This is a genomic window from Acinetobacter sp. YH01024 (assembly GCF_013420195.1).
Taxonomy (GTDB): domain Bacteria; phylum Pseudomonadota; class Gammaproteobacteria; order Pseudomonadales; family Moraxellaceae; genus Acinetobacter; species Acinetobacter amyesii.
Genome location: NZ_VOYQ01000004.1, coordinates 16,833 through 42,659, shown reverse-complemented (window position 1 = coordinate 42,659; position 25,827 = coordinate 16,833). Strand labels below are relative to the sequence as shown.

The 25,827-nt window shown below is 40.4% G+C and carries 27 protein-coding genes; 9 read left to right on the top strand and 18 right to left on the bottom strand.

Going from position 1 to position 25,827, the window contains the following annotated elements; translation table 11 throughout:
• Positions 1 to 179: 179 nt before the first annotated feature.
• Positions 180 to 536, top strand: coding sequence for a hypothetical protein (locus FTT88_RS03240; RefSeq protein ID WP_078191107.1), 357 nt, complete (start codon positions 180 to 182; stop codon positions 534 to 536).
• A 93-nt stretch (positions 537 to 629) separates the two neighbouring features.
• Here the strand turns inward: FTT88_RS03240 and bfmS are convergent, their stop codons facing one another.
• Positions 630 to 2,291 (bottom strand): sensor histidine kinase BfmS, encoded by a 1,662-nt coding sequence (gene bfmS, locus FTT88_RS03235; protein ID WP_180004742.1) that lies wholly within the window; start codon positions 2,289 to 2,291, stop codon positions 630 to 632.
• A gap of 44 nt (positions 2,292 to 2,335) precedes the next feature.
• Positions 2,336 to 3,052 carry a response regulator transcription factor BfmR gene (gene bfmR, locus FTT88_RS03230; protein WP_067764711.1) on the bottom strand — a complete coding sequence of 239 codons (717 nt, stop codon included), beginning with the start codon at positions 3,050 to 3,052 and terminating at the stop codon, positions 2,336 to 2,338.
• 588 nt (positions 3,053 to 3,640) lie between these two features.
• On the opposite strand from bfmR, the gene FTT88_RS03225 reads away from it, so the two are divergent.
• The 6 genes from FTT88_RS03225 (at position 3,641) to FTT88_RS03205 (ending at position 10,195) form a co-directional block, all read left to right on the top strand.
• Positions 3,641 to 6,472: a ribonucleoside-diphosphate reductase subunit alpha gene (locus FTT88_RS03225; RefSeq protein WP_180004741.1), complete on the top strand. Its 2,832-nt coding sequence runs from the start codon at positions 3,641 to 3,643 to the stop codon at positions 6,470 to 6,472.
• A 131-nt stretch (positions 6,473 to 6,603) separates the two neighbouring features.
• Positions 6,604 to 6,798: a hypothetical protein gene (locus tag FTT88_RS03220; protein ID WP_180004740.1), complete on the top strand. Its 195-nt coding sequence runs from the start codon at positions 6,604 to 6,606 to the stop codon at positions 6,796 to 6,798.
• Between the two features lie 146 nt (positions 6,799 to 6,944).
• Entirely contained in the window at positions 6,945 to 7,073 is a 129-nt protein-coding gene (locus FTT88_RS17280) for a hypothetical protein (RefSeq protein WP_257220656.1), read from the top strand.
• 396 nt (positions 7,074 to 7,469) lie between these two features.
• The gene (locus FTT88_RS03215; protein ID WP_078191110.1) at positions 7,470 to 8,753 is read left to right on the top strand and encodes a ribonucleotide-diphosphate reductase subunit beta; all 1,284 of its coding nucleotides are present in this window, start codon (positions 7,470 to 7,472) and stop codon (positions 8,751 to 8,753) included.
• Between the two features lie 169 nt (positions 8,754 to 8,922).
• Positions 8,923 to 9,531: a DUF805 domain-containing protein gene (locus tag FTT88_RS03210; RefSeq protein WP_180004739.1), complete on the top strand. Its 609-nt coding sequence runs from the start codon at positions 8,923 to 8,925 to the stop codon at positions 9,529 to 9,531.
• A gap of 64 nt (positions 9,532 to 9,595) precedes the next feature.
• Complete coding sequence (locus FTT88_RS03205; protein WP_180004738.1) at positions 9,596 to 10,195, top strand: DUF805 domain-containing protein; 600 nt, start codon at positions 9,596 to 9,598, stop codon at positions 10,193 to 10,195.
• Between the two features lie 40 nt (positions 10,196 to 10,235).
• Here FTT88_RS03205 and FTT88_RS17275 read toward each other — a convergent pair whose 3' ends face one another.
• Positions 10,236 to 10,649 carry a TM2 domain-containing protein gene (locus tag FTT88_RS17275; RefSeq protein WP_228144741.1) on the bottom strand — a complete coding sequence of 138 codons (414 nt, stop codon included), beginning with the start codon at positions 10,647 to 10,649 and terminating at the stop codon, positions 10,236 to 10,238.
• Between the two features lie 93 nt (positions 10,650 to 10,742).
• Entirely contained in the window at positions 10,743 to 11,912 is a 1,170-nt protein-coding gene (locus tag FTT88_RS03195; RefSeq protein WP_180004737.1) for a low temperature requirement protein A, read from the bottom strand.
• A 300-nt stretch (positions 11,913 to 12,212) separates the two neighbouring features.
• On the opposite strand from FTT88_RS03195, the gene FTT88_RS03190 reads away from it, so the two are divergent.
• Positions 12,213 to 12,662 (top strand): hypothetical protein, encoded by a 450-nt coding sequence (locus FTT88_RS03190; protein WP_180004736.1) that lies wholly within the window; start codon positions 12,213 to 12,215, stop codon positions 12,660 to 12,662.
• A gap of 28 nt (positions 12,663 to 12,690) precedes the next feature.
• On the opposite strand, the gene FTT88_RS03185 is transcribed toward FTT88_RS03190, so the two are convergent.
• A complete protein-coding gene (locus FTT88_RS03185; protein ID WP_180004759.1) occupies positions 12,691 to 13,362 on the bottom strand; it encodes an HAD-IA family hydrolase in 672 nt (223 codons plus the stop codon).
• Between the two features lie 98 nt (positions 13,363 to 13,460).
• Between FTT88_RS03185 and FTT88_RS03180 the strand changes: the two genes are divergently transcribed.
• Positions 13,461 to 14,228 (top strand): hydroxymethylpyrimidine/phosphomethylpyrimidine kinase, encoded by a 768-nt coding sequence (locus tag FTT88_RS03180; protein ID WP_078191115.1) that lies wholly within the window; start codon positions 13,461 to 13,463, stop codon positions 14,226 to 14,228.
• A 79-nt stretch (positions 14,229 to 14,307) separates the two neighbouring features.
• Here FTT88_RS03180 and FTT88_RS03175 read toward each other — a convergent pair whose 3' ends face one another.
• The 13 genes from FTT88_RS03175 to FTT88_RS03115 all read right to left on the bottom strand — a co-directional run bounded on the left by FTT88_RS03175 (position 14,308) and on the right by FTT88_RS03115 (position 25,355).
• On the bottom strand, positions 14,308 to 15,360 hold the full coding sequence (locus FTT88_RS03175) for a DUF1176 domain-containing protein (protein ID WP_180004735.1): 1,053 nt from the start codon (positions 15,358 to 15,360) through the stop codon (positions 14,308 to 14,310).
• Positions 15,361 to 15,449: 89 nt separating this feature from the next.
• Positions 15,450 to 17,885 carry an AI-2E family transporter gene (locus FTT88_RS03170; RefSeq protein WP_257223072.1) on the bottom strand — a complete coding sequence of 812 codons (2,436 nt, stop codon included), beginning with the start codon at positions 17,883 to 17,885 and terminating at the stop codon, positions 15,450 to 15,452.
• A 138-nt stretch (positions 17,886 to 18,023) separates the two neighbouring features.
• The gene (locus FTT88_RS03165) at positions 18,024 to 18,470 is read right to left on the bottom strand and encodes a nuclear transport factor 2 family protein (protein ID WP_218946117.1); all 447 of its coding nucleotides are present in this window, start codon (positions 18,468 to 18,470) and stop codon (positions 18,024 to 18,026) included.
• A 25-nt stretch (positions 18,471 to 18,495) separates the two neighbouring features.
• Positions 18,496 to 19,179: a DUF2939 domain-containing protein gene (locus FTT88_RS03160; RefSeq protein WP_180004734.1), complete on the bottom strand. Its 684-nt coding sequence runs from the start codon at positions 19,177 to 19,179 to the stop codon at positions 18,496 to 18,498.
• A 188-nt stretch (positions 19,180 to 19,367) separates the two neighbouring features.
• Complete coding sequence (locus FTT88_RS03155) at positions 19,368 to 19,703, bottom strand: YegP family protein (RefSeq protein WP_168378556.1); 336 nt, start codon at positions 19,701 to 19,703, stop codon at positions 19,368 to 19,370.
• Positions 19,704 to 19,975: 272 nt separating this feature from the next.
• The gene (locus FTT88_RS03150) at positions 19,976 to 20,338 is read right to left on the bottom strand and encodes a 5-carboxymethyl-2-hydroxymuconate Delta-isomerase (RefSeq protein ID WP_180004733.1); all 363 of its coding nucleotides are present in this window, start codon (positions 20,336 to 20,338) and stop codon (positions 19,976 to 19,978) included.
• A gap of 162 nt (positions 20,339 to 20,500) precedes the next feature.
• Positions 20,501 to 20,842, bottom strand: a complete 342-nt coding sequence (locus FTT88_RS03145) for a zinc ribbon domain-containing protein YjdM (protein ID WP_078192316.1) — start codon at positions 20,840 to 20,842, stop codon at positions 20,501 to 20,503.
• Between the two features lie 155 nt (positions 20,843 to 20,997).
• On the bottom strand, positions 20,998 to 21,366 hold the full coding sequence (locus FTT88_RS03140; RefSeq protein ID WP_180004732.1) for a DUF488 domain-containing protein: 369 nt from the start codon (positions 21,364 to 21,366) through the stop codon (positions 20,998 to 21,000).
• A 45-nt stretch (positions 21,367 to 21,411) separates the two neighbouring features.
• Entirely contained in the window at positions 21,412 to 21,858 is a 447-nt protein-coding gene (locus FTT88_RS03135) for an SRPBCC family protein (RefSeq protein WP_180004731.1), read from the bottom strand.
• A 332-nt stretch (positions 21,859 to 22,190) separates the two neighbouring features.
• A complete protein-coding gene (locus tag FTT88_RS03130) occupies positions 22,191 to 22,577 on the bottom strand; it encodes a ribonuclease E inhibitor RraB (protein WP_180004730.1) in 387 nt (128 codons plus the stop codon).
• Positions 22,578 to 22,712: 135 nt separating this feature from the next.
• Entirely contained in the window at positions 22,713 to 23,648 is a 936-nt protein-coding gene (locus tag FTT88_RS03125) for a hypothetical protein (protein WP_180004729.1), read from the bottom strand.
• A 497-nt stretch (positions 23,649 to 24,145) separates the two neighbouring features.
• Entirely contained in the window at positions 24,146 to 24,811 is a 666-nt protein-coding gene (locus tag FTT88_RS03120) for a pseudouridine synthase (RefSeq protein ID WP_078191125.1), read from the bottom strand.
• 85 nt (positions 24,812 to 24,896) lie between these two features.
• Entirely contained in the window at positions 24,897 to 25,355 is a 459-nt protein-coding gene (locus FTT88_RS03115) for a GIY-YIG nuclease family protein (RefSeq protein ID WP_180004728.1), read from the bottom strand.
• Between the last annotated feature and the right edge of the window lie 472 nt (positions 25,356 to 25,827).

The following is a 25,827-nucleotide window of genomic DNA, read 5'->3' as shown; positions in this document are numbered from 1 at the left end:
TTTATTCACTTCTTTTGCTTTTGATCTTTTCTTCAAATGAAAAGCCAGCTGTATTGGTTCTATGTAAAAAGACATTTTTTTAGCTTCTTGTGGCTTTTTTGCAATTCTTTGACACGACCTATAAAGAGTGTGATATTTGTAGTTAAAACACAAAAAGCAATCACAACGGAGAGACAATAATGACTTTAGAATTTACGCATAAACCTGATTATTTTCTATCTGCGCAATTGGTGATTCACCATATTAAAAACTACTTAGATAAGCACCCTGATGCTCAAAATGCCATTTTTGATTTACGTGATATCTATGAATTATTACGTCAAGATTTAGCTTCTGCAACCACCAACCTTAACGGGATTATGAATATTGCAGATGAATATAAACTTGAAACCCTAAACGGCGACCAAAAACTCATTAGCAATTATTCTATCGATGCAAAAAACAACTCTTTACTCATCGATTTCAATACAGATGCCCTTTCTGCTCTGAAAAATGGCAAACCCATTATTGAACCTGATGCAACGATTACCGAATAAGTAAAAACCTGATATCAAAAAGCCATTCAAATTGAATGGCTTTTTTATATGTATCATTCGCTAAATGCAGCTGAGCTAGATTTCTTAGCTCGCTTAGCTGTCATTGGCACTAAGCTCTTTACCATCTAGCTTCGGTTTATTTTTCTTAAAACGTGTCGCAGGCCATGTCATGGTAAAACGCGCCCCACCTAAAGTTGGACTTTCATCAATACCAACTGTTCCACCAAACCAGTAAGCAATACGGCTGACAATCGATAAACCTAAACCATAGCCCCCTGAAGCACGGGTACGACTATCATCTAAGCGTGCAAAGGCATCAAAAATACGCTTACGATCCTCTTCCGGAATACCAGGGCCATCATCTTCAACACAGATATAGGCCATGCCTTCATCATTCACACCACCACTGATCAGCACTTTATCATCACAATAACGCACTGCGTTGCCCACTAAGTTTTGTACAACGCGATGTAAATAGCGACGCTCGGTTTCCACAATCACTCCAATTGGTGGTGCTTGCAATTCCAAGGTTTTCCCTGTCTTTAAGGCTTCGGTTTCAATCAAGACCTGATCTAAAACTTCAAACAAGCTGACATCTTCAAACTCTAAAGATGGCATGCCTTGTTCGAGCTTGGCATAAGTCATGATTTCATCAATCAAGGTATTAAGCGCTTCGATATCTTTGTCGATTTGTTCAACTTGCTGCTGACGGTAGTCGTAGTCATCTTCATCCGCCATCATTTCTACACCAAAGCGAATTCGCGCCACAGGTGTTCGCAATTCATGCGATACCGCGCGCATCAACTCACGCTGTGCTTCAATTAAACGCTCAATATGATCTGACATGGAGTTATAGCTCGATGCTAAAGTACCAAATTCATCGGTACTTTCGACAGGCAGACGTACAGATAAGTCCCCGCCCTTCATTTTATTTAACGCATAATTTACAGCACGCAGCTTACGTTGCATCGGCACCAATAGGCCATAAACACCCAAGCTCAAGACAAACAAGCTCAGTAGCGTAATACCAGCTGCCAACTGAAAAGGCATCCAATTAAATAGCGGTACCGGCCCCATGACCAAGACTTCTGAAGTTGAGCTTGGAATTGGCGATACGATCGAAATGGTCGTGCCGCGCTCCGTCGCACTATCACGATACAAAATAATGCTGTGATCTAAGCGCAGTCGGCCGATTTGCTCAGAATCTAAAGGTAAACTCTGAACATTTTGAATTGAAATTGGATATGAAAAATGGTGCTGGATTTTTTCAAGATATTGTTTTTCTTGACCAGGGTAATACACCAAATAATCCAGTATAAATACAGGCAATGCTTTCATTTGGCGTTCTGAAATATTATCAGCTTTTATATACAGTAGATGTGAAGGGTCATCTTTTAAGCCAATAATAATATAAGCTGCTGTGGTTTGTGCGTCCCAACGCACTACAGCTTTACGCTCTTCTATACGTTTGGTTTCCGCTCGGGTTAAATCAACCTGATTAGCTTTTACATAATAAATAGGCAACTCAAGTAGATCGGATGCATCTGACACCCAATCTGACTTTTGTTGTTCATTTGGCTGACGTGCAATACCTTCACTTATAATGAAAGCCAAACCGTCAGTAAGCGATTCACGATATTCTTGCGCGCGCTGGTAGTTAATGATTTGCACCAGCAAATAGCCAAATGTAGCGACTAAAAAGACTAAAATCAGTAGCCCCGCATAAACGCGCAAAAATATACTGTGTTTAAACACGTAAAAGTGTCCTACTTTGCCAAACTGAGGGACGGTATTTTACATTAAATGCCGTTGGTTTCTTTTACGAATAAATAACCTTTACTACGTACTGTCTTAATGCGTTTCGGGTTTTCTGGATCATCGCCAATTTTTGGACGAATTCGCGAGATACGCACGTCGATTGAACGGTCTTGACCATCGTATTCAATACCACGAAGACGCTCAAAGATATCTTCACGAGAAAGAATGCGACCCGCATTAGATGCCAACAACCATAAAAGGTCATATTCCGCACTAGTAAAGTCAACCAACTCATTATTGAGTGTGACAGAACGACCACCATTATCAATTACAAGATCATCAAATTCGATGCGCTGTGCAACCTCATCTTCTGGTGCTTTGTCTGTACGACGTAATAATGCACGAATACGCGCAAGTAAAACGCGAGGTTGAACAGGTTTTGCAACATAGTCATCTGCACCCATTTCTAGACCCAACACTTGGTCCATGTCTTCGGTACGTGCAGTCAACATTAAAATTGGTTGATGGTAGTGTGGACGAACTTCACGACAAATGGTTAAACCATCTGCACCCGGAAGCATCACGTCGAGTAATACCATATCTGGTTGTTCAGCGATAATACGGCGAATCGCACGATTACCGTCTGGTTCTACCCCAACTTCAAGTCCGTTACGGATTAAGTATTCTTGAGTTAAACGAGCAAGACGCTCATCGTCTTCAACAATTAAAATTTTAGGTAACTTTTCTTCTTGGCTCATTGATTGCCCCTTATTTGATTGGGCGTATCCTATTTGAAATCCGATAGATACGCTTAAACATAGTTTGCAATATACACACGTTTACATTGTAAACAAGATGGCATTCACCAAACTGATACATCAATATCGTATTTTGTAATAAATTTTAACCTGCTACATTTTTGCAGCCGTATTTACCAATCATTTCCATGACCTATTGCTCACAATAGCAACAATTATAAATTTGGATACATTTTCATCGAATAAAAACTGACTGATTAATTCACAACTTTTTAGGCTTTCTGAAGTTATCCACAATGTTATCTATAAGCACTCTTTTTCGACTTTGCTATGCTATGCCCTTGTCGGATAAGGCATATATAACAAAGATAAAAAATAGGGATTTTTTGAGATGGATTTCTGCCAGAAAAGTTCAAAGCATTTAGTAAAATGTCAATATTGATATACCCTGAATTTTCCCGTATCTTGTGTTCAATAAATTTTTAAACCACTAGGTCTTGTGTTTAAACCTCAAACACTGTGGCATAAAAATTGCCCAGTTCAAACGGTCCTAACATAAAAATAGATGACAAATGGAGCTATGCTAGCATGAGCGTAACGAATTCAACCCCTGGTCAAATTCAGGTGATTAAACGCACCGGTGACGTTGCACCTTTTGATGCAGAAAAAATCTCTGTGGCGATTGGTAAAGCGTTCTTGGCCGTTGAAGGCCAGCAAAGCGCTGACTCCAGCCGTATTCATGACCGTATCTCTCAATTAACTGAGATGGTATTGAATACCTTTAACCGTCGTTTACCTTCTGGCGGTACCATTCATATTGAAGAAATTCAGGATCAGGTTGAACTTGCGCTTATGCGTACAGGTGAGCAAAAAGTTGCTCGCTCTTACGTGATTTACCGCGAACAACGTGCCGAAGCTCGTAAACAAACTGGTGCTCACCACCACCCTACTTTACAAGTGACAGGTTCAAACGGTCAGCTTAAACCGCTTGATCTTGGCGCGCTTGAGGCAAATATTGTTAAAGCAGCTGAAGGTTTAGAAGGCATCGATGTTCGAGCGATTATCGATGAGACTGTAAAAAACCTTTATAACGGCGTAAAAGAGTCAGACATCTCAACGACCATGATGATGGCTACTCGTACACGTATCGAACAAGAACCAAACTATACATATGTGACTGCGCGTTTATTGCGTAATGACCTTGTTGCTACAGGTTTAGAGTTCTTAGGTTTAGATACTGACACGAATGAAGGCGACGCTTTAGAAACTTTCTTGAAGAAAGGTATCGAGCTTGATCTTCTTTCTCCAGAACTACTTAACTTTGACCTTGCAAAATTGGCTGCTGCGATTCAACCAGAACGCTCAAACCAATTTACTTATTTAGGTCTACAAACCTTATTTGACCGTTACTTCATCCACTCAGATGGCGTACGTTTCGAATTACCACAATTATTCTTCATGCGTGTTTCAATGGGTCTTTCATTGAACGAAGACAACCGTGAAGAACGTGCAATCGAATTCTATAACTTATTGTCTAGCTTCGATTACATGGCGTCTACGCCTACTCTATTTAACTCGGGTACTTTACGTCCACAGTTATCTAGCTGTTACTTAACAACGATTTCAGATGACCTTTACAACATTTATGGCGCAATGCGTGATAACGCAATGTTGTCTAAATGGGCGGGTGGTTTAGGTAATGACTGGACGCCTGTTCGTGCGCTTAACTCGTACATCAAAGGTACGAATGGTAAGTCACAAGGTGTTGTACCGTTCCTTAAAGTTGCCAACGATACTGCTGTTGCAGTTAACCAAGGTGGTAAACGTAAAGGTGCAGTATGTGCATACCTTGAAACTTGGCACTTGGACATCGAAGAATTCCTAGAACTTCGTAAGAACACGGGTGATGATCGTCGTCGTACACACGACATGAACACAGCGAACTGGGTTCCTGATTTGTTTATGCAACGTGTATTCGAAGATGCTGAATGGACACTGTTCACACCATCTGAAACACCTGATTTGCATGACCTAACAGGTGCAGAATTTGCTGAACGCTATGCTTACTACGAAGGCATTGCGAAAGAAACCAACATGCTACATAAGAAAGTCCGTGCGAAAGACTTATGGCGCAAAATGTTGTCTATGTTGTTTGAAACTGGCCACCCTTGGATCACATTCAAAGACGTATGTAACTTACGTTCACCACAACAACACGTGGGTGTAGTTCACTCTTCTAACTTGTGTACAGAAATTACGCTGAACACTAACGAAGATGAAATCGCAGTATGTAACTTAGGTTCAATCAACCTTGTACAACACGTTCAAGGCGGTGTGTTAGATCGTGAAAAACTTGCTCGTACAGTAAAAACTGCTGTTCGTATGCTCGACAACGTGATTGACATCAACTACTACGCTGTTCCTCAAGCTCGTAACTCGAACTTGAAACACCGTCCAGTGGGTATGGGTATCATGGGCTTCCAAGATGCTTTATACGAAATGAAATTGGCTTATGGTTCTGATGCTGCGGTTGAGTTCGCTGACGAATCTATGGAAGTGATTTCTTACTACGCAATCCAAACGTCTAGCGACTTGGCACTTGAACGTGGTACTTACGAGACATTTAAAGGTTCACTTTGGGATCAAGGTATCTTGCCAATTGACTCTTTAGATATCGTACAAAAAGCACGTCCTGACCGTATGTTCGAAGTTGACCGTACAACACGTTTGGACTGGGATACTTTACGTACTAAAGTTCAAAAAGACGGTATGCGTAACTCAAACGTGATGGCGATTGCACCGACTGCAACCATTTCGAACATTTGTGGCGTATCGCAATCAATCGAACCAACATTCCAAAACTTGTATGTGAAATCTAACCTTTCTGGTGAATTCACAGTGATCAACCCGTACCTAGTACGTGCGTTAAAAGATCGCGGTCTTTGGGATTCTGTAATGGTGAACGACCTGAAACACTTCGAAGGTTCGGTTCAAAAAATTGCACGTATTCCTGAAGAGCTTAAAGCAATCTTCGCGACTGCGTTCGAAGTTGAGCCACGTTGGATTGTTGATGCTGCATCACGTCGTCAAAAATGGATCGACCAAGCTCAGTCTCTTAACCTTTACATCTCTGGTGCAAACGGTAAGAAACTTGATATGACGTACAAAATGGCATGGTTACGTGGTCTAAAAACCACTTACTACCTACGTGCATTGGGTGCGACTTCTGCTGAGAAATCAACCATTAACACAGGTGCGTTAAATGCAGTTAAACCTGCAACTGTAGCAGCTCCTGTTGCCGCGGTCGCAGCACCTGAAGCAAAACCAGAAGTTCCTGCAGAGGAAGACGGTTTTGCAAATGCAGCGCCAGTGCCACAAGCATGTTCAATTGACAACCCTGATTGTGAGGCTTGTCAGTAAGTTAACTGAATTAGGAATCAACCGGGATTTATCTCATCATTGCGATCTAGCAATGGTTGATTCTTATGAGTGGTTAGCATAAGAACTCACTCTTGCTACTTCGTATTGATTGATTCCGTTTAGGAGCGAACATGTCGAAGAAGTTGAAAGATTTTCGGAAGAAAGTGCGTGTAGTTATTGAAGAGTCTGAAAGAGTTATATACCGAGTACTTCTAGTTTGTTACTTAATGACAAGTGGAAGCGCTGGACACTCCTCAGATATTCAAGCTCAAGATATTGAAGAGACATTAGTGACTCAAGTTGCTAAATCTCACAAGGAAATATAATTCAACAAATTATATTTCTAATCCCCCTAAATCCCCCTTTTCCAAAGGGGGACTTCCGTGAAAACAAAATAATTCACGGAAATCCCCTCCTTTATTAAAGGAGGGGTTTGGGGAGGATTTAATATTTAACAATCAAGGACACCACCATGCCACATATGACGCATAACTATCAGTTAGGGTTAATTGCCTTGGTGGTTTCCTTTATTTTGACTTTTTATGTCCCGATCGCCTATTTCTGGTTCAAGGCATATAAATCGCGTAATCAAAATAAATAATATTTTTGTCCATTTATTTAAATTTAAAAAAACCTGCTAAGTGTTCAAAAACTGATAAAACAGACCATTTCATCACAGTCTACATTTAAAACAAGGCCTCTAATTCCGAGGTTTTTAATCGTATTTAAAATATATAACCAAATGATTTTTATTGTTTTTTTCAATTAATTATTAACAAATATTAATATTATTAAAATCAAAAAATTAGATGACAATTACTACCTCAATGGTTAATTAAACAACTATTTCATCTATCAAATTAGGCCAATAAAAACTACAATAGCTCCCAAATTTATTAAATAACTAAATCGCCTAACTTTACAAATGCTTGATTGTTTTTCACACACTCATTCATGCTTTGTAAATAAGTGAAGCGTATAATTTGTGAGAATTGATATGTCTATCCTAAGTTGGGACGATTTCGAAGATGATGAACCGAAACAAGCTGCACAAGCTCACCAGCCTGCGCCCGTCGAACCGCAAAAAACGACTGATTCGCAAGTGGTATCTAATGCACAGCACTCATCGCCGAATTTGGCAGCTGCACAACCCGCTCGAACCAGTACAAATCGACCAACAGATCCAACCGATCCGTTGGCAAGAGCATCTAACGCTCTAGAAAATCTAGACGTTGCACCTGGCTTAGAGGAGCTAGAAATGGGTGCTCAGCGTGTTCAAGTTGACGATAAAGCGATGATCAACTGCCGCGCTGACTTAAACCAACTTGTACCATTCAAATACGAATGGGCTTGGCAAAAATATCTAGACGGTTGTGCAAACCACTGGATGCCGCAAGAAGTGAACATGAACCATGACATCGCACTTTGGAAGTCTGAAAATGGCTTAACCGAAGATGAACGTACCATTGTTATGCGTTCTTTAGGTTTCTTCTCGACTGCGGATTCATTGGTTGCAAACAACTTGGTTCTTGCAATCTACCGTCACATCACCAACCCTGAATGCCGTCAGTACATCTTACGTCAATCATTTGAAGAAGCGATTCACACGCACGCTTACCAATACTGTATCGAATCTTTAGGCATGGACGAAGGCGAAGTCTTCAACATGTACCGTGAGATTCCTTCAGTGGCTCGTAAAGCAGCTTGGGGTCTGAAATATACACAATCTTTAAGTGATCCTACGTTCAAAACAGGTACACCTGAAAACGACCAAATCTTGCTTCGCAACTTGATCGCGTTCTACTGCGTACTTGAAGGTATCTTCTTCTACTGTGGTTTCAGCCAAATCTTGTCTATGGGTCGTCGTAACAAGATGAATGGTGTTGCTGAGCAATTCCAATACATCTTACGTGATGAATCTATGCACTTGAACTTTGGTATCGACATGATCAACCAAATCAAGATCGAGAACCCTCACCTATGGACTGCTGAGTTCCAAGAAGAAATCATTCAAATGATTCTTGAAGGCACAATGCTTGAAATCGAATATGCACGTGACACGATGCCACGCGGTGTATTGGGTATGAATGCAGGCATGATGGAAGAATACTTGAAGTTCATCTGTAACCGTCGTTTGAGCCAATTGGGCTTGCCTGAACAATTTGCTGGTGTTAATAACCCATTCCAGTGGATGTCAGAAATGATGGACTTACGTAAAGAGAAGAACTTCTTTGAAACTCGCGTAACTGACTACCAAACTGGTGGTGCGTTAAGCTGGTAATAAATTTTTCAGCGAAATATCAAAAGCGGAACCAAGTGTTCCGCTTTTTTTATGAAGAATTTCATTCACCCAAGCAAATCTATGCATTTAATTTAATTCATATTCTGCTAATATAAAACGGTATAAAAATACATCAATTAATAAAAATCACATAAAAAAAGAGGACAGAATGAAAGGTCAGATATTAGATTATTCAGTACAAACCAATTCAGGCATCATCAGTGGAGATGATCAAAACCGTTATGAGTTTACAGGTGCAGAATGGCGTGGCCAGAACTCACCTAAACGTGGCGATCATGTAGATTTCGATATCAGTCCAGAAGGTCAAGCTGTTCAAGTATTCAATGCTCTTGGCAGCAGTAATCCTATTCAACAAATTTCACAGCACCTCGATAAAATTTCAAACCAAGACCAAGCTGAATCAAAATTCAACATGATTGATTGGTTTGTCAAATGTCTAAAAAATTATGCCAACTTTACTGGACGTGCACGCCGTAAAGAATATTGGTTTTTTGTTTTGGTCTATCTTATCGCAATGATTATTACTCTGATTGTCGATTCAGTGCTTAGAACCAGAGGAATATTCACAGGTATTTTCATCTTAGCAATGGTTATTCCGTCCCTTTCTGTTGCAGTACGTCGTTTACATGATATTAATAAATCCGGTTGGTATTGGTTAATACAAATGATTCCACTCGTTGGACCGATTTTAGTCCTAATTTGGCTTGCAACGGAAACTAAACCTGAAGTAAACCAATGGGGACAACCTGCAAAATAAATAAAAAATCGTGGCTACTATTTATGTAGCCACCCTATCAACAGCACATTAACTCAGGAAAAATATGAAAGGACAAATACTAGATTTTTCGATTCAAACTAATACTGGGGTGATTAGTGCTGAAGATGGAAAACACTATCAATTTGCTGGTCATGAATGGCGAGGTCAAAGACCACCTACACGTGGAGAACAGGTTGATTTTGCTTTGGATGAAAGTGGGCAAGCGATTCAAGTCTATATTGCATTACGCCAACAAAGTTTTTCCACCAATACGCGAACAAACTACAGTGAAGAAGAGGAAAACTATGACTTTTTCGCGTGGTCATTCAAACCACTGAAAAAGTTTGCTGAATTTGAAGGACGTGCTCGACGTAAAGAGTTCTGGTTCTTTTGGCTATTTTGTATATTGGTCATTATACTTGCCTCTGTTTGCGATTTCGTTATTGGCAGTGAACCTTGGCTAGAAAATATTACTAATATCGTTTTACTCATTCCTAGCTTAGCTGTTGGCGCACGTCGACTACATGACACAGGACGTTCAGGTTGGTGGCAACTTTTAATGCTCACAATCATTGGGATCATCCCACTGATTATCTGGTGGGCTACAGACACCAAAGCCGAGAACAACCAATGGGGGCAACCCGCTAGAGATCTGCAACAATAAAATAAGGCGCACAATGCGCCTTATCTTTTAACACAAAAATTTAGCCATATTTACGTGCAAAATCTTCATCTGAAGTGCATAGATAAATAATAAATTCAATAAAAGCAACAATGGATGGAATAAAGGTCCAACAGAATAGTAGATACACAATCCCCCATCCAATACGACCCAAATAGAATTTATGGATACCAAATCCACCAAGGAAGAATGCTAAGAGTGCAGCAACAATTCGACTCTTTTGACCGTATTGCGTGCCTAAAGCATTCGGCACAGCGACTAAGTAAATATCGGTTGCGTAACCCATTCCACTTGTCTCAAAATCAACAAATTGTCCACGAGCAGGAACAGTTTGCCCTTTCCAATCGCTTCCAGAAAATTGATAACGATTCTGATCATCTCCGCTGATGATGCCTGTATTATTTTGAACAGAAAAATCTAGTATTTGCCCTTTCATATAATCCTCTATGTTTTATCTTTATTTGATGATTCTTGGACGTTATTTTCATCAGCAATATAACGAATTATTGATGAATATCATATCATTAACTTATCTTGCCAAATAGCATTTTGTAAACATCAATCTCAATGCATATACCACTGCCATCGCAAATATTGCATAACCCGCAGGAGTAATAAACAACGGAATACACAAAACAATCACCACGGTTAAAGGATATAAAAGTTTTCTAAAGCCACTTTGATGATGCAATTCATGGAGTAAATATAAACTTGTCGTATAAATCACGAGGCTGATCGCCACAAAGTAGCTTTCTTTTTCAGAACTAATCAGTGCCTCATGCGAAACCACATCGACTGCGGCAGCTAAACTAGCACCAATCGCCGCAATACTAATAAAGACAAAGAAATGTCCATAACCCCAAGTAAATGCCATTTTTCGGCTATTTAGACGCTCTGCAATACTGGTATCAAAATAAGACCACCACATGGTGAACATCATCATCAGGCCGCCTACCATCAAAAAGATCAGTTCAGTACTAAAACGTTGATTCGTTAATGCATCAGTCATCGCAATCGAACAGCCGACAATAGATTCGCCTAAAACGATAATGGTGAGCAGTGAATATCGCTCTGCAATATGATGCGCATGCCACGGTGTACGGCTTGCAGCTTCTGCAAAAACTGGCACAGACAGTTCAGCAATTGCGAGCAAAATGAAAAGATAAACGGTGAAATGCAGCGGTGAAAAATGAAAGAACAGCCACCCGACTTGTACCAGTATGATGCCAAAAGCATAGCGTAATGCAGTTTTCCGACGGGACAGATCATGCTTTGCAACGCGAAACCACTGCGTAACTAAGCCGAGACGCATAATGGCATAACCAATCACAATTACGTCAAAATCCTGCTTTTGAAAAGCGCTTGGAATACCAGCAGCAATGACCAAAGAGCCAATAATCTGAACAAAAGTTAAGATTCGATAGAGCGCATCATCATTATCATACGCCGAAGCAAACCAACTAAAGTTCATCCACGCCCACCACAAGGCAAAAAACACCATGCCATACAGCGTTAAACCCTGAGCTAAATGATTTTCAACAATGGCATGATGCAGTTGCTGCCCTGCTGTTGCGATCGCCACGACAAAGATCAAGTCAAAAAGCAATTCTAAAGAGGTCGCGACACGATGATGCTCATGTGGATCACGTGGGTGCAAAGGTTTGAGCCACTGACTAGGGAATAAAAATGATTTGGACATAGCATTCAGCTTTATTGTTTTCTGTCTGAATTTTTTCAAAAGCCTGAAACAGTTACAAGATCGATTACATAAATCAGATGAGAAACAGTTTTCTAGAAAAAGGATAATGGCTTTAAAAACACACTTAAGATTTAGATATTTCAATTGTAGAAGTTAAAAATTCAAAGTGACAAAACTGCGAAAGACGTTTTAAGATAAAAACTCGATAGATCGATGTGTTTTTTATATCTCAGCTATATTTTTCTCTAAATTTTAATGACATACTGCTATCCACTAAAATAATAATGAAACCTAAAAGTAATGTTAGAAGAAAAATTAGCGTCTTTTCCTGACGCAGTTTGGGTACAGATTCATTATGATCAAATGCAAGTTTTAACGCGTGATCATCAAATTGTAGCTGAACAAAACTGCCCTCTGGCTTTTATAGAACGTGGAAGTTTTGTCCGAAACTATCATGTTGCAGAACAGTGCTTCAACCAACTCATACAACAGATCCACTTCAAGTGGTATGAGTTTGGACAGCCGGTTATTTTTATTCAGTTAAAAGAACGCTTAAGTGAAGAAGTCAGCGCACTCGAGCTACAAGCCATTCAAGAAATGGCTCTAAGCGCAAATGCACATTTTGTATTTGTTTACGACAAACATGGTATCGCACTCGAAGCAGAAACCATCAAAAATGATGAGTCTCCTTTGCTCAAATGGCTTTTCTGTGGGGTGATCTTGCTCATTTTGCTGATTATCTTTAAATAATCAGCATCATTCATTAGGTTCGGTGCAACTACGACACTTTCTGCTGCTGCAATTGCTCAATACTCGAAATCAAATCGTTAAAACCGTCAATTACTAGCGCTGGTGCAGCCATTTGAATTTCTTCTGTACTACCATAACCATAGCTCACAGCAATACTCGGCACAGCATTACGGCGCGCGCCTAAAATATCGTACTCACGGTCTCCCACCATCACACATTCCTTCGCATCCAACTGTTCTTGCTGCAAAATGTATTCAATTAAATCGCCTTTGTTGGTTCGCTCACCGTTCAGTTCACTGCCATAGATCACAGTAAAATATTTTGCCAAATCAAAATGTTCTAAAATTTGGCGGGCATAGACCGTCGGCTTTGCTGTAGCGACGTACAAGTGAAAGCCTTGCTGTTGTAAAGTTGCTAGAGTGTCGGCAACGGCAGGATAGACTTTATTTTCAAATAAGCCAGTCACTGCAAAGCGCTCGCGATAGCCTAGTAAAGCCTGATCTGCAAGTACATTATGCACATCGACATTGAGGATTTTGGCCAAAGAGGCTTTCAAAGGTGGCCCAATGATCCAATCGATATTGGTCTCATCCGAAATGGGATGTCCAATTTTCGCCAGTCCATAGCGTGCTGAAGTAGTAATGCCAACTTTTGGATCTGTTAATGTTCCATCGAGATCGATCAATATATTCTTAATCACAGCTTGTACCTTATCCATTCACTTCTGCAAAAATACTATCGAGTGTTCGCTCAAAGTTGCCTATACTATCGCAAATTTTGTGTAATAAGGACATCATTGTGCGCCCTACTGTACTGTGCTTTTCAGGTCTTGACCCTTCAGGTGGTGCAGGACTGCAAGCGGACATTGAAGCCATTGGTCAAAGTGGCGCACATGCTGCCATTGCGTGTACAGCATTAACCGTTCAAAACTCACAACAAGTGTATTCGTTTGAAGCGACCTCTCGTGAGTTATTGCTGGCTCAAGCACATGCCGTCGTCGGTGACCTCCCTATTCGCTGTGTAAAATCAGGAATGTTAGGAACGACTGAAAATATCGCGGCTCTCGCTGAGTTTTTACGTGAACATCCCGAATATCATTATGTTCTCGACCCCGTTTTAGTTGCCAATAGTGGTGGTTCTTTGGGCGATCAAGCAACTTTGGTCAAAGCCTTTGCAGAACTGATTCCACTTGCCACTGTGCTTACACCCAATACCGTAGAATTACGTGCGCTCACAGGTGAAGAGGATATTTCTAAAGCAACTGCGCAACTTTTTGCGATGGGTGCTCAAGCGGTATTAGTAAAAGGTGGGCATGAAAATACGCCTGACTATATCCAAAACTCGTTGTACGTTCAGGGTGAATTAGTCTCTGAAACCCGTTGTCCACGACTGGATGGGGAATATCATGGTTCGGGCTGTTCATTGGCGAGTTTTATTGCAGGGCGTTTAGCCTTAGGTGATGAGCTCAAAACGGCTGTTCATCATGCCGAAACATGGCTATTTGGTGTGTTGAAAATCGCTGAATCACCAGTTGTCGGAGGACAGAAAATTCCAAAACGTTTTTAAAGTACTCGGTTATTTATTTAAACCCGATAGAATAAAACGCTGCATCATTTAAAGCCCTGAATATCAGGGCTTTTTCAAATTAAGAGTCGAGTTGAACGCGATAGACCAAGGTTGGAATTTCCCACGCACCACCAGCAAATCCTTTGCACTGTGTGGTTTTTGCCATATAGGTTTGGATAAAACGCTGACCATTCCATGACCACTCCCCCGTACTATGACAGTCGCCAATGCCTCGTCCACGTTGATTGGAGAAAATCTGCCCTTCGCTAAAACCACTTCCGGAAAAGGTCACGGATTGTTTGATTTGCTTTAAATTTCGATCCATCAGCCAATAGCCATTACCACTGTTATATGCCCCACGCCAACATGGCACTTCGACCAAGGCATTTTTCCCATTGATTGGAAACACCACGACCCGATCATCCTCTAAGAAATTTGCATCAAAGAGTTGAGGACAATCTTCTACTGTCGTTTTCTTCTTTATCAATCCAAACAATTGTTTGGCTGTGGGCGCATTGACGGCATACCGTGTTTGTAAGCCCTTACTGTAATTTTGAATATTCACTTTCGGAATACTTTTCGGTTTGAGTACATTGGCCGAACTACTATTGGCTTTACGCAATAATGCCGAATTTGTCCCTATGCGCTTTTGAAAATCATCCATACGGAGTAAAACTGCACTAGCGCCCTGCACAGACAATAACCATGTTTTGTTGTTGCCTTTCCACACAATTGGTTGGTTGGCTTGTAAGGCTTGAATCAGTTTTTGAGTTTGAGCTGCACTTAACTGACCTTCCGCAGTTTTGGCATCAAGCTGCACAGTTCCCTGATTTTTACCTAAAGTGTAAAGTTGAAGTGGTTTATTTGCCGCACTTAACGTTTCAGGATCGAGTTTCACTCGTGCGCTGACTTGCGCTTGAGCGCCCGCAGCACGTTGTAATAATACAGAAATAGCGGGCTGATTGCCCTCCGCCTGATAACCTGCAACGCGACAAGTCCCCGTATTATCACAAGCGATTTCCCAATCCTTATGTGAAAAATAATTTCCTTGAATTTGAGCAAAACTCACACTACAACCCAATGCAGCAACGTAGCCCAATAAAAGTTGCCAGATGACATTATTTTTGTTCATGTCTTTGGCTCGAATAATTATATTAGAGCCATCTTAGAATGCTTTTCACTGAAACTCCAGTTTAAATGGATCTGCTACATGATTTAAATTTATAGAGATGAATCATTCAGTTGCTGTATCTCTTCACATTTTTTTCGTTTCGCATTTTCATCACTGAGCGTATTCATCAAATCTGCCGCTAGGCCTTTTAAAAGACTCATATCATCATCGGTCATTTGATTCGGCTGCCGATCTAAAACACAGAAACTTCCCAGGGCCACCCCATTACGGTCTCTAAGTGCAACGCCTGCATAAAAGCGAATGCGGTTATGCATCAATTCAGGTAAATGCGCAAAGCGTGGGTCACGTTGTAGGTCTTCAATAATCAAGCGTTCATTTTGATACACCAAATGGCTGCAGATCGAGTCTTGCTTGGACTGGCGCACCTGCATCGGTTGCTCGGTAGCCTGAGCCAAAGGGCTACCTGGGGTATAGACCCAGTCTTGCTTGACCCAAGAGATTTGTGCATATTTCACATCGAAGGCTTGTCGGGCTTCTTCAATATATTGTTCATAAATCGGTAAATTCCGATCATCCAAAACATTCAGTTCTTCTAATGCTTTTAAGCGCTGTGCTTCAACGCTAGGATCAGGCTCATCCAACCAAGATTCACCCTGCTTCAATTGAAAAGCTTCAATGGTTAATAACAAGTCATTCATATTATTGACCACTGCATCGACGGTGAAATTTTCTTTGATCGCATCTAATTGGGATATCTCATCACAGCTCCACAGTGCAAAAATCAGTTTTTTATCTGGAAACTGTGCCTTAAAAACATGGCTTAAAAGGCGAATTTGAGCTTCTGGTGCCGTATGGAAAATCGAAATACATACGATCTGAATATCCTCTTGGATATCATCTATACTTTGATGCTGATTTTGTATCAATACGTCGCTAAAAGCCTGAGCCGGAATACTGCTTAAGCTTAGGCTATGCGCCAACATAGCCGATACTTGAACATCAATTTCCCAACGTGCCCCGATACATAACACCGCTGCTTTCTGATCCTGCTGTGCAACTGGATATGCCCGTTGAAAACTATGAGTAAACAGTTTTAATCCCTGATGTAAACGTAGTCGATGTTCAGCACTGGCCTCGGTGTTGTGGCCTCTCGAAAAAATCCGTATGGCTGGAATCGCGACTTTGGCATAAAACGCATTAACCCGCCGTGCCTTGATTTCATCCGTCGCATCCTTCGGTAACTTTTCAGCAATAAAAGTCTGTGCAACATCCATGGCATCTTGCACATCATCAGCGACTAATCTTTGATAGAAGCGCTCATGCGGTGCCAATGCAGGCGTACTACCGATCAGGGTTTTAATAAAACCTAAGGATGGTACATAGCTTGAAAGCACCAATAAACACGCGGTTAAAGGCGTCGATAAAATTAAACCAATTGGCCCCCACACCGCCGTCCAAAACATGGCTGCGATGATAATGGCTAAAGTTGAAAGTCCAGTACTTTCCCCATACAACCAAGGCTCAATAATATTATTACTGACCAACTCTAAGAGCAGGATTAAGCCGACTGTCCACAGCACCATATTCCATGTGGGATCTACCGCAAAAGCCAGTGCAATGGGGAAAATCGCAGAAATCATCGGGCCGACATAGGGAACAAAGCGCATCACAATCGCCACCATTCCCCACATAATTGCTGCCGGCACCCCAATAAACCAAAGTCCCAAAGCCATCGGAATACCGTAGGTCACATTCACCATCAGCTGCATACGTAAATATTTACCGATACGATTGGCCGCTTCATCTAGTGCGTCAGTTCCAATATTTAAATTACCGCCCAGCAGCTTAAGGAAACGATCATGCAAATCTTTCCGATTAACCAAAATCAGAATCACAAACAAAAAAACAATACCCGCAGTTGCCAAGGGATTGAGCACCCGCTCGCTCCAAGCCATGACCGCTTCAGCCGTGGTTTGTTGTTGCCCCACCACTTTCACTTGTTGCACTTTAGGATTTTTCTCTTCTGGCACCACATCATCTATCGAATTTTCAACGGTATCTATGGTGGTTTTTGCGCCATCCCAAACACTCGGGCCGCGTGCAAATTGACGAATAGAATCCATTTTCTTTTGAATCGTGCCCTGATATTGCGGTAATTCTTGGCTTAATTGCCCCAGTTGATAACCCAAATAAGAGGCCGCGCCGGATAAAATCGCCAAAGCCAAACCAACCACAATAAATATAGATGGCATCTGCGGAAGTCCCCAACCGCGTAGTTTCATCACCAAAGGATCAACTAAAAAAGCCAATAAAATTGCGAGTGCCAATGGAATAAAAATATCTTTGCCAAGATATAAGGCGGCAATCAGCAAACTGCCGATGATAAATCCTGCCGTGATTCGAATCACTTTATGTAAATCTGCAGGGGGCATTTGCTTCGATGCGTTCAGGTCTTGCAAGCCTTGCTTTTGACCTGATGGTGATGATTCAAATTCTTGCGCTAATTTATTATTTTTATGATCCATTTTCTTATCCTGAACGATGGTCATTATTTTTTAATTTAGGCTGAAGTTTTAGGGCTGCATACGCATTTCATGTAATGATTTGCAAAGAAAAAAACAGAGCTTTATAGCTCTGTTTTTCATACTGCGTTTCGAGAGGAATTAAAAGGTAATCACTTTACTTTGATGAGTCACAATATCCACGGGAACAGAAATATGTTGATGAACGATCTTCCATTGAGACTGCGTTTTTTTCATCCCAATGGTATTACGACACCACGAGATCCCCGGCGTTGGTATTCCGCTCTGATCATCAATTTTGGAATAACAGTGCAGAAAGGCAATATCAGGATCTGCATGGATGACCAATTCCCGCCTAAATACCTTTAAGCCTTCACGAAAATACTCCCGATAAAATTCCCACATTTTTTGATATGCCATTAAGCCACGCATTTCACAACTGGCATCAAAAAAGTACACATCTGCTGCGCAGGATTCAGCAATATTTTCAATTTTCAATTGGCAGATGACCTCATCCCAATTGGCTAAAAATTGCAGAATTTCGTCAGCGGCCTGTTGGTCACCAACTATTTTGATTTTATCTTGCATCTCTGGCACCTATTTATTTTATTTTTTATGAAGCATTGTTCTGGGCGGCGTTTGGAAGTTGAATTTTAACGATCTTCCAGCTCCAACCGCGGCGTTGCATACTAAATACGGTATATTTTTCTTCGCTTAGGCCTTGGAGCGGCACATACAGATCAAATCGATTCCAAGCGCTATAGCTGGCTTTGGGTTCAAGTGGCTGGCTTTGCTTTAAAGCAACAGCGGTTGCAGTTTCGTCATTTTTGGATAGTGTTGACGCATAAGGTTGTTCTGCGACCTTATTTTCAGCATGCGTGAATAGTTCAATCCCTGGGCTAATCATGCTCGGATTGGTCAGTTTGGTTATTTCTGGTAGTTGGATCGACTCTTTTAATGCTTTGCCTTGTAAAAGCAGCATGATACTGGTTGGATTGACCAGACTGTCGACTAGCGTTGCACTGAGGACTGTGCTGAGCTGCCCACCCCAAGACTGGGCAAATTCGGGTAAATGCTGTAGCCCAGTTTTCTGTTGAATGAGGTCTTCAACTTGTGGTTTTAGACTCGATTTGACTGCCGCAAAATCGATATATTGAGCAATTTTTTCAGGTTGATTGTGCTCATAGGCTTGACGTATTTGATACAACACCCAATACGGAGACGCAATCATCCAACCCATGACGATGATCAAAATCGTAATGAGCCCATAATACAAAATATGATTCTGCTTATTCATCGTTCACCACTCTAGCCAGTGAAGTTGTGGTACTTCCTTGTACCGTCAAATAAGCCTGATCTAGATTTAAGAGCATCCAACCCAACAGCGCTTATTTGAGAACCATATTGCTTTTGATCTTGTGATTTTGACGAGCCTTCAGGTTTTGTTTATCCCGCGTTGACTGTCTCGATCAGGTTGTTTCAAATTTAAGCAGTTAGATCTTTAATTTGGGTACTTGCACCATTGGTTTTAACTGATTCAATGCCTTTATCGCGTGATTGCTCACTGGCATAAAATTGGCTGGTCCCAATAATTTGATGGTTTGCCGCTTTCAAATTAAAATATGGTTTGCCATTTTTGGCCGTCAGTCGTTCAAAACGACTGTCATCTGAACTGTTCTTTTGTACAGACTCAATCCCGTTTTGGGCTGATGCTTTCGCTTTATATAATTCACTCGTTAAAATGATTTCACCGTTCCCTGCTTTTAATACAAAACGAAACTGCTGATCATTAGAATGACTGATCTCGTACCATCCCGACATATGTTACCCCTTCATTTTCATTGTTTTATCTATTATTCGATCAGGATTTGTTGTTGGAAATTCAACCTGATCTACAGAATATAAATGAACTCGGTCACATTTTTCAATGTCTTTTTTGATCAGAGTAAAGGCTTAAAATTTAATCACTAAGAAAATGATTTTCAATAAATAATTCCAATAAAAAATAATCCGACCGAAGTCGGATTTCATCATTCTTTCATCATGCTGTATTTGTGAATAGAGGCGCATTACTCAACGCATGAATAAAGGCCTTAAGGACTGACGATCTGCTTCGAATAGGTCGCTTTATTCATTTCTAAAATTTCAACACAAAGTTGCACTTCTACTGCTGAAGCTGTGACATGTTGTTTCAACACGTCCAATAACAACAATGAAATTTGCTTTTGCACTTCGATCGTTCGACCCGTCAATAATGAAACTTTGGCATGCATATACGCATGTTGGGCGTGTTCATCCAAACCCACAACAAAATCTTGCTGAGCGACAGCACGGCTCTTAATATCATTGATGGCACTGACATGACCTGATTCAAATAAGGCAGCGTTCAGCGCTTTAAGTAAAGGACGAGGCTCCAGCTCAAGGTTATTGGAATATTCCAAATGAATATGCGGCATAGTAAAGACATTTCAAACCCGTAATGCGTCTATTATGCAGGCTGAAAAGTAAAATCTATAGCGGATTAGTTATCTATTTCATGTTTAAGTAGACATCCCAAGCCAAGTGTGGCCTTCGCTTAGGATAATTGAAAGTTGCTTTGGAGCGAACAAAAACGAAACTTAAACTTTTTTCACGTATTCAGATTTGAGTTTCATTGCTCCTATACCATCAATTTTACAATCAATGTCATGACCATCTGTTGCATCGGCTAAAAGACGGATATTTTTAACTTTGGTGCCCACTTTCACCACTGAAGATGAACCTTTAATTTTAAGGTCTTTCACCACAGTAACCGTGTCACCATCGGTCAATACATTGCCATTGGCATCTTTAATCAGCACCTGCTCATCAGCAGCGCTTTCGCCTTCACGCCATTCGTGTGAGCATTCAGGACAAATCAGTAAGTCACCATCATTATAGGTATATTCAGAATTACATTGGGGACAATTGGGTAAAGACATAAAAGACCTCAAAAAAGATGGACGCAAAAATCCATAAAAACTTAATATAACATTTTTATGTATTTCATAAACTTAAAAACCATAAATATCGTATGGTTTAGTGAAGTTATGACGATTTAAATAACACAACGCCACAGCACTAATCGGTTTAAATTTTAGATCTCTAATGAGGTGTTTAATATCAACGCTTTTAAGATATGCGCATGATTTTTATCCATATGTTTGGCCGCTGTGAGTAAGGTCAGCGGCTCCTCTTTTTCCCATGCGCGCAGTTGTTCTAACTCGGCTTGATGCGGCTGTATTTCTTGCAAATAGCGCTGTTTAAACTCGTCCCAACGAGAAGCCATTGCCTCGTCTTGATGATACCAACGACGTAAATCTGTCGATGGCGTCAATGCCTTCGGCCACAAATCTAGCTCTGCGCTCACTTTACTGATACCACGCGGCCACAAGCGATCGACCAATATGCGTTTACCGTCATCTGGGCTTATCTCATCATAAATACGTTTAATATGTACGGTCATTAAGCCCTCCATCATCTATTTACAGTTTTTCGATCATTCTTCAAATTATTCATCGGGCATCGCTGGATTCACTAAAAAAGCCAGCAACTGTAAAGACTCCTGCCAACCCAAATAACAGGCATCAGGTGGAATAACGCTCGGCAACCCTGCCTGTACAATCGTCACTTCGGTTCCTACTGATACCGCTTTAAACTCAACAGTGACCTCGATTTCACCGGCTAACTCTGGCATATCAAATTGGTCTGTATAGCGCAGTAAATGATTCGGCACGACTTCATGATAATCACCATGAAAAGCGTGTGTGGTTCCGGTTGAAAAATTTTGAAACGACATGCGGTACGAGCCACCTACACGCACATCCGAATGTTCCACATGGGCGGTAAATCCATACGGTGCCATCCATTTCACCAAAGCATCTGGCTCCACAAAGGCACGATAAACGCGCTCTACAGGTGCACTAAAAACACGATGTAATCGAACAGTATTACTCATGATGATGTCCTTTTGTCATTGTTTTCACTGAATCATCCACATGCATTCACCCTCGCTTTATCGTCCATTTTTATCACACTGAAACGATCTAAGCGAAACAGTGTTACGACGTATGAGAAAGGTGTATTACTGTTCAATACTATAGCGAATCCTACAGATTGATCCCATCACTTTAACGCAATGCCGTGTTATGTTTTGTGAGCTGCATTCATATTGATTTTTTTATAAAAATATTGAAAAATCAAAATTTTACACAATTTCTCTAAAATTTAAATAATAAAAAACCCAGTTGAAAGACTGGGTTCTTGTTGCTAAAGATGCAATAGTGAGACTTAGCTCAATTGTGCTTCATCTTCTTCCAGATCATCATCTTCATAGATATAAGCCATACAACCCCAGCCATCATATTCGCCCGAATGTTGTTCCGCAATTTTAATAAACCACTGCTCTAAATCAACGATATCTTCATAATCAGGTTCCATATAGACATAGACCGTGATAATCCATTCCTCGCGATCTGATTCTTCATCTTGGAACAACGAAATTTTTTGCTCTTCTTTCAATAAATACAATGCACACTGTTCAGCCTGCGCTTCGTTCGAAAAGGCAATTGAATATTCGATTTCGTGCGGCACAGATAAATCATCACCATCTTGCTGCATCTGCCACAGCACATTGCCATTATCATCATCTGGAAATTGTTTAAAATCACGAGTCATTGTGCGTTTCCTTATCGTTTATGAATTTTATTCTGTTGACTTAGATTAACGGATAATTGTTGCAATTTGCATTAGCGAAATCTCTTTAATCATAAAAAAAGACCGCCGAAGCGATCTTTCTGATAACAATTCAAATTAAACCGCAAAGTCCATATTGGCCTGAGTTTCTTTGAGATGTAAAACCAAAGCAGCCATTTTCAATTCTTCTAAGCGTAACTGAAGATAACTGTCGAGTACCTGTGCCTGGCTAAAATGTACACCATGCGCATTGAGCAAGGTGAAATCATCCGCCAAAGCCTGCAATAATTCACCTAAGTTTTCGGTATTTAATTGAGCCAAATACAAGTCAGCACGACTATTAAACACCAATGTGAATAATTGCATTGCTGCCAAACGACGCTCTTCATCGACATAGTTACAGTTTGCAGTCGATTGCTGCTCCATCGCATCAATCATTTTGCAGCGCACCGCAGTCAAATTTTGCTTTGCCGCAGATTCATTCATGCCATCCATCAGCTGATCTAAAATACTCTGTAAAGGTAAAAAGAATGCTGACTGATAGCCCCGTATTTTGTTTTCCAAAGCACGGTTGATGTTTTCCAAATACTGCTGATCCAGCGCTTGAGTATATAAACCCTTTAACTCGGCACGGGCTTGTTCCTGTATTTGTGATTTGGCTTTTTCTTGATATTTGCTTAAATACTGACGCACTTCTTCGATCTGTGCGCGAATATCATTCAACATGATATCGGCATTGGCCTTGGTGACTTCTACCAAACCATCAGCCTGTAAAGTTCGATACTCAACATATTGTTCAATCTCTACAATATGTTGATATTTTGCTACTTTATCGACTTGGATTTTTAGCCCACTGTTTTGAATACGTAATTGACTGATTGCATAATTCAATTCATCTTGCTGCGACTCTGTTTTAGCCAGTTTTAACCGCGCACGATCGAAGTTTTCCTGCAGTGAACGTAGGGTTTTATCATTTTTCAATTTGCGGTTATAAACAAAAAGGAGAGCCACAATTAATAGGATGATAAGGACGATTAAAGCAATATTGATCATTTGCCAATCCTCAAAATAAGCTTCAATAATTTAAGTTTATTCCCCAAAACAAACCTAATTTATAAAAATTAAAATCAATAATTTATTTCATATTAGCAGAATAAATGCAAAAAACTGTATTTATCTGACCAAATACACACTTGCACACAATTTAACTAAAATGCTGTTTTAAATCATTTTAATAAAATATTTTTATATTAAAAAAGTAATCATTCAATATTCATTAGAAAATATAATAAAACCTTAAAAATGGCGTTTATTTACTAAAAGCTACAAAGAAATTTAATATCAATATTTCTAAATTTTTCACATACTTTATAGAGATATTTAAATTATTTATATATCCCCAGAATTGGGGATATAGTGTATATCATGAATCATTTTTAAGCAGAAAAACCTATTTAAAGCTGTAGATATTCTGCGCTTTTTACGAGTCCCAAAGGTTTTAATTCAATGCAGCAGTTTTTATGAACAATGAGCATTCACATGAATATGCTTTAAAATTCTGCCGCACAATGAATATGAACAGCTTGTTGAGTTAAAGGCTGGGTAAATGCCAGATCGCAAGCATGTAACGCCATCCGTCCGAGTGAGCTCTGTTTTGCATTCGGGTGATACAGTTGATCCCCTGTAATTGGGTGCCCAATATGCATCATGTGTACACGTAGCTGATGAGAACGCCCTGTCACTGGTGTTAATAATACTCGGCTAATGTCCTTGCTTGCGTCATAGCTGATGGCTTGATACAAGGTTTTTGAGGGTTTGCCCAATTCAAAATGCACCATCTGTCGTGGGCGATTTTCCCAGTCCGTAATGAGGGGCACTTCAACACTACCCTCACCTTCGAGTTTGCCTTGAACCAAAGCCACATATTGCTTTTGAACCGTCCTCGCTTGGAACATTTTACTCACCGCCACTTCTGCATCGCGGTGTTTCGCAAACATCAAAATGCCTGATGTTGCCATGTCTAAACGATGGGTAATTTTTGCAGCAGGATACTGCTCCAAAACACGAAGATAGGCACTGTCATGATGCTCAGGCAAACGTCCCGGAACCGACAACAATTCCGCTGGTTTTTCGATGACAACCAAGTCTGCATCTTCATACAAAATACGTAGAGGACCTTGAGGCGGCGCATAGACAAAGTTGGGATCTAAAGGCATGGACAGACTGTGTACTGGGAGAATGTCGGCAAAATAACAACTGACTAATTCGCTGTCAATCGACTTTGACCGATCAGGTTCTACCCTAACGATTATTGGTCCCCAATTTACCAAAGGCTGGTGCTAATGAATGAGATAAATCATCCTCCAGTAACTGTAAGATGCTTGCACTCGTGGTTGAAGGATACTGATGTAGTGTGATGCGATATTCGCCCTGAAACCACTGTGACAAATGCAAGGCATAGGTTCGTTTAGGCCCAAAACCTAAATGCTGTTTTAAACGACTCTTTATACCTGTTCGTGATGATCCAACATACAGAATGTGATTGGGTTGATTTAACTTGGCACAGGCATGGGTTTTCAATGCCTTAAATGCGGCATAGTCTTGATATGTCTGCTGTATATCGCCACCGACTAGCTCTATAACATAAATATAAAGTGTATGTTGAGCAAGATCATCAAAGCTTGAAAACTCAAATATACGCTCAGCTTTAGTCTGCTGTGCCTGCAGACAATCCTGTATCAATTGATCCAGATAACCCATAACAAAATTATTTAAAATTTAGACAGTTAAGCATAACAACTTTGTGAAAAAGGACAATCTGAAGCTTAGATTAAGTTTGAGTTGTTCTGCGTGATATTTATTACATCAGCAATGATCAAAGTGTGTTGGGAATACATGCGAAGTTTGGAATTTTGAAAAAGATGGAAGGATTTATTATTCGTTTGAATTCTTTAAAATTTTTTAGGGTGTAAGAGAAAACAGTGTTGTTTACTTCAACTATCATCACTTTGTAAGTCATGATCTTATAGCCTATAAACTTCTGGTTTATAGCGTCCTAAGCTGAATCGAGACCTTTTGGGTGAGTACTGTACACGTGTTTTGCACCACTGACAGCATGCTACTCTTTTCAATCTCTGTAACACCCTTGAGATATATAGTAGTGATATAGATGAGGGATTGTTTCCCTGAAAATTACTGTTTTTAGCTTATTTTAAAAATATTTTTCACATTT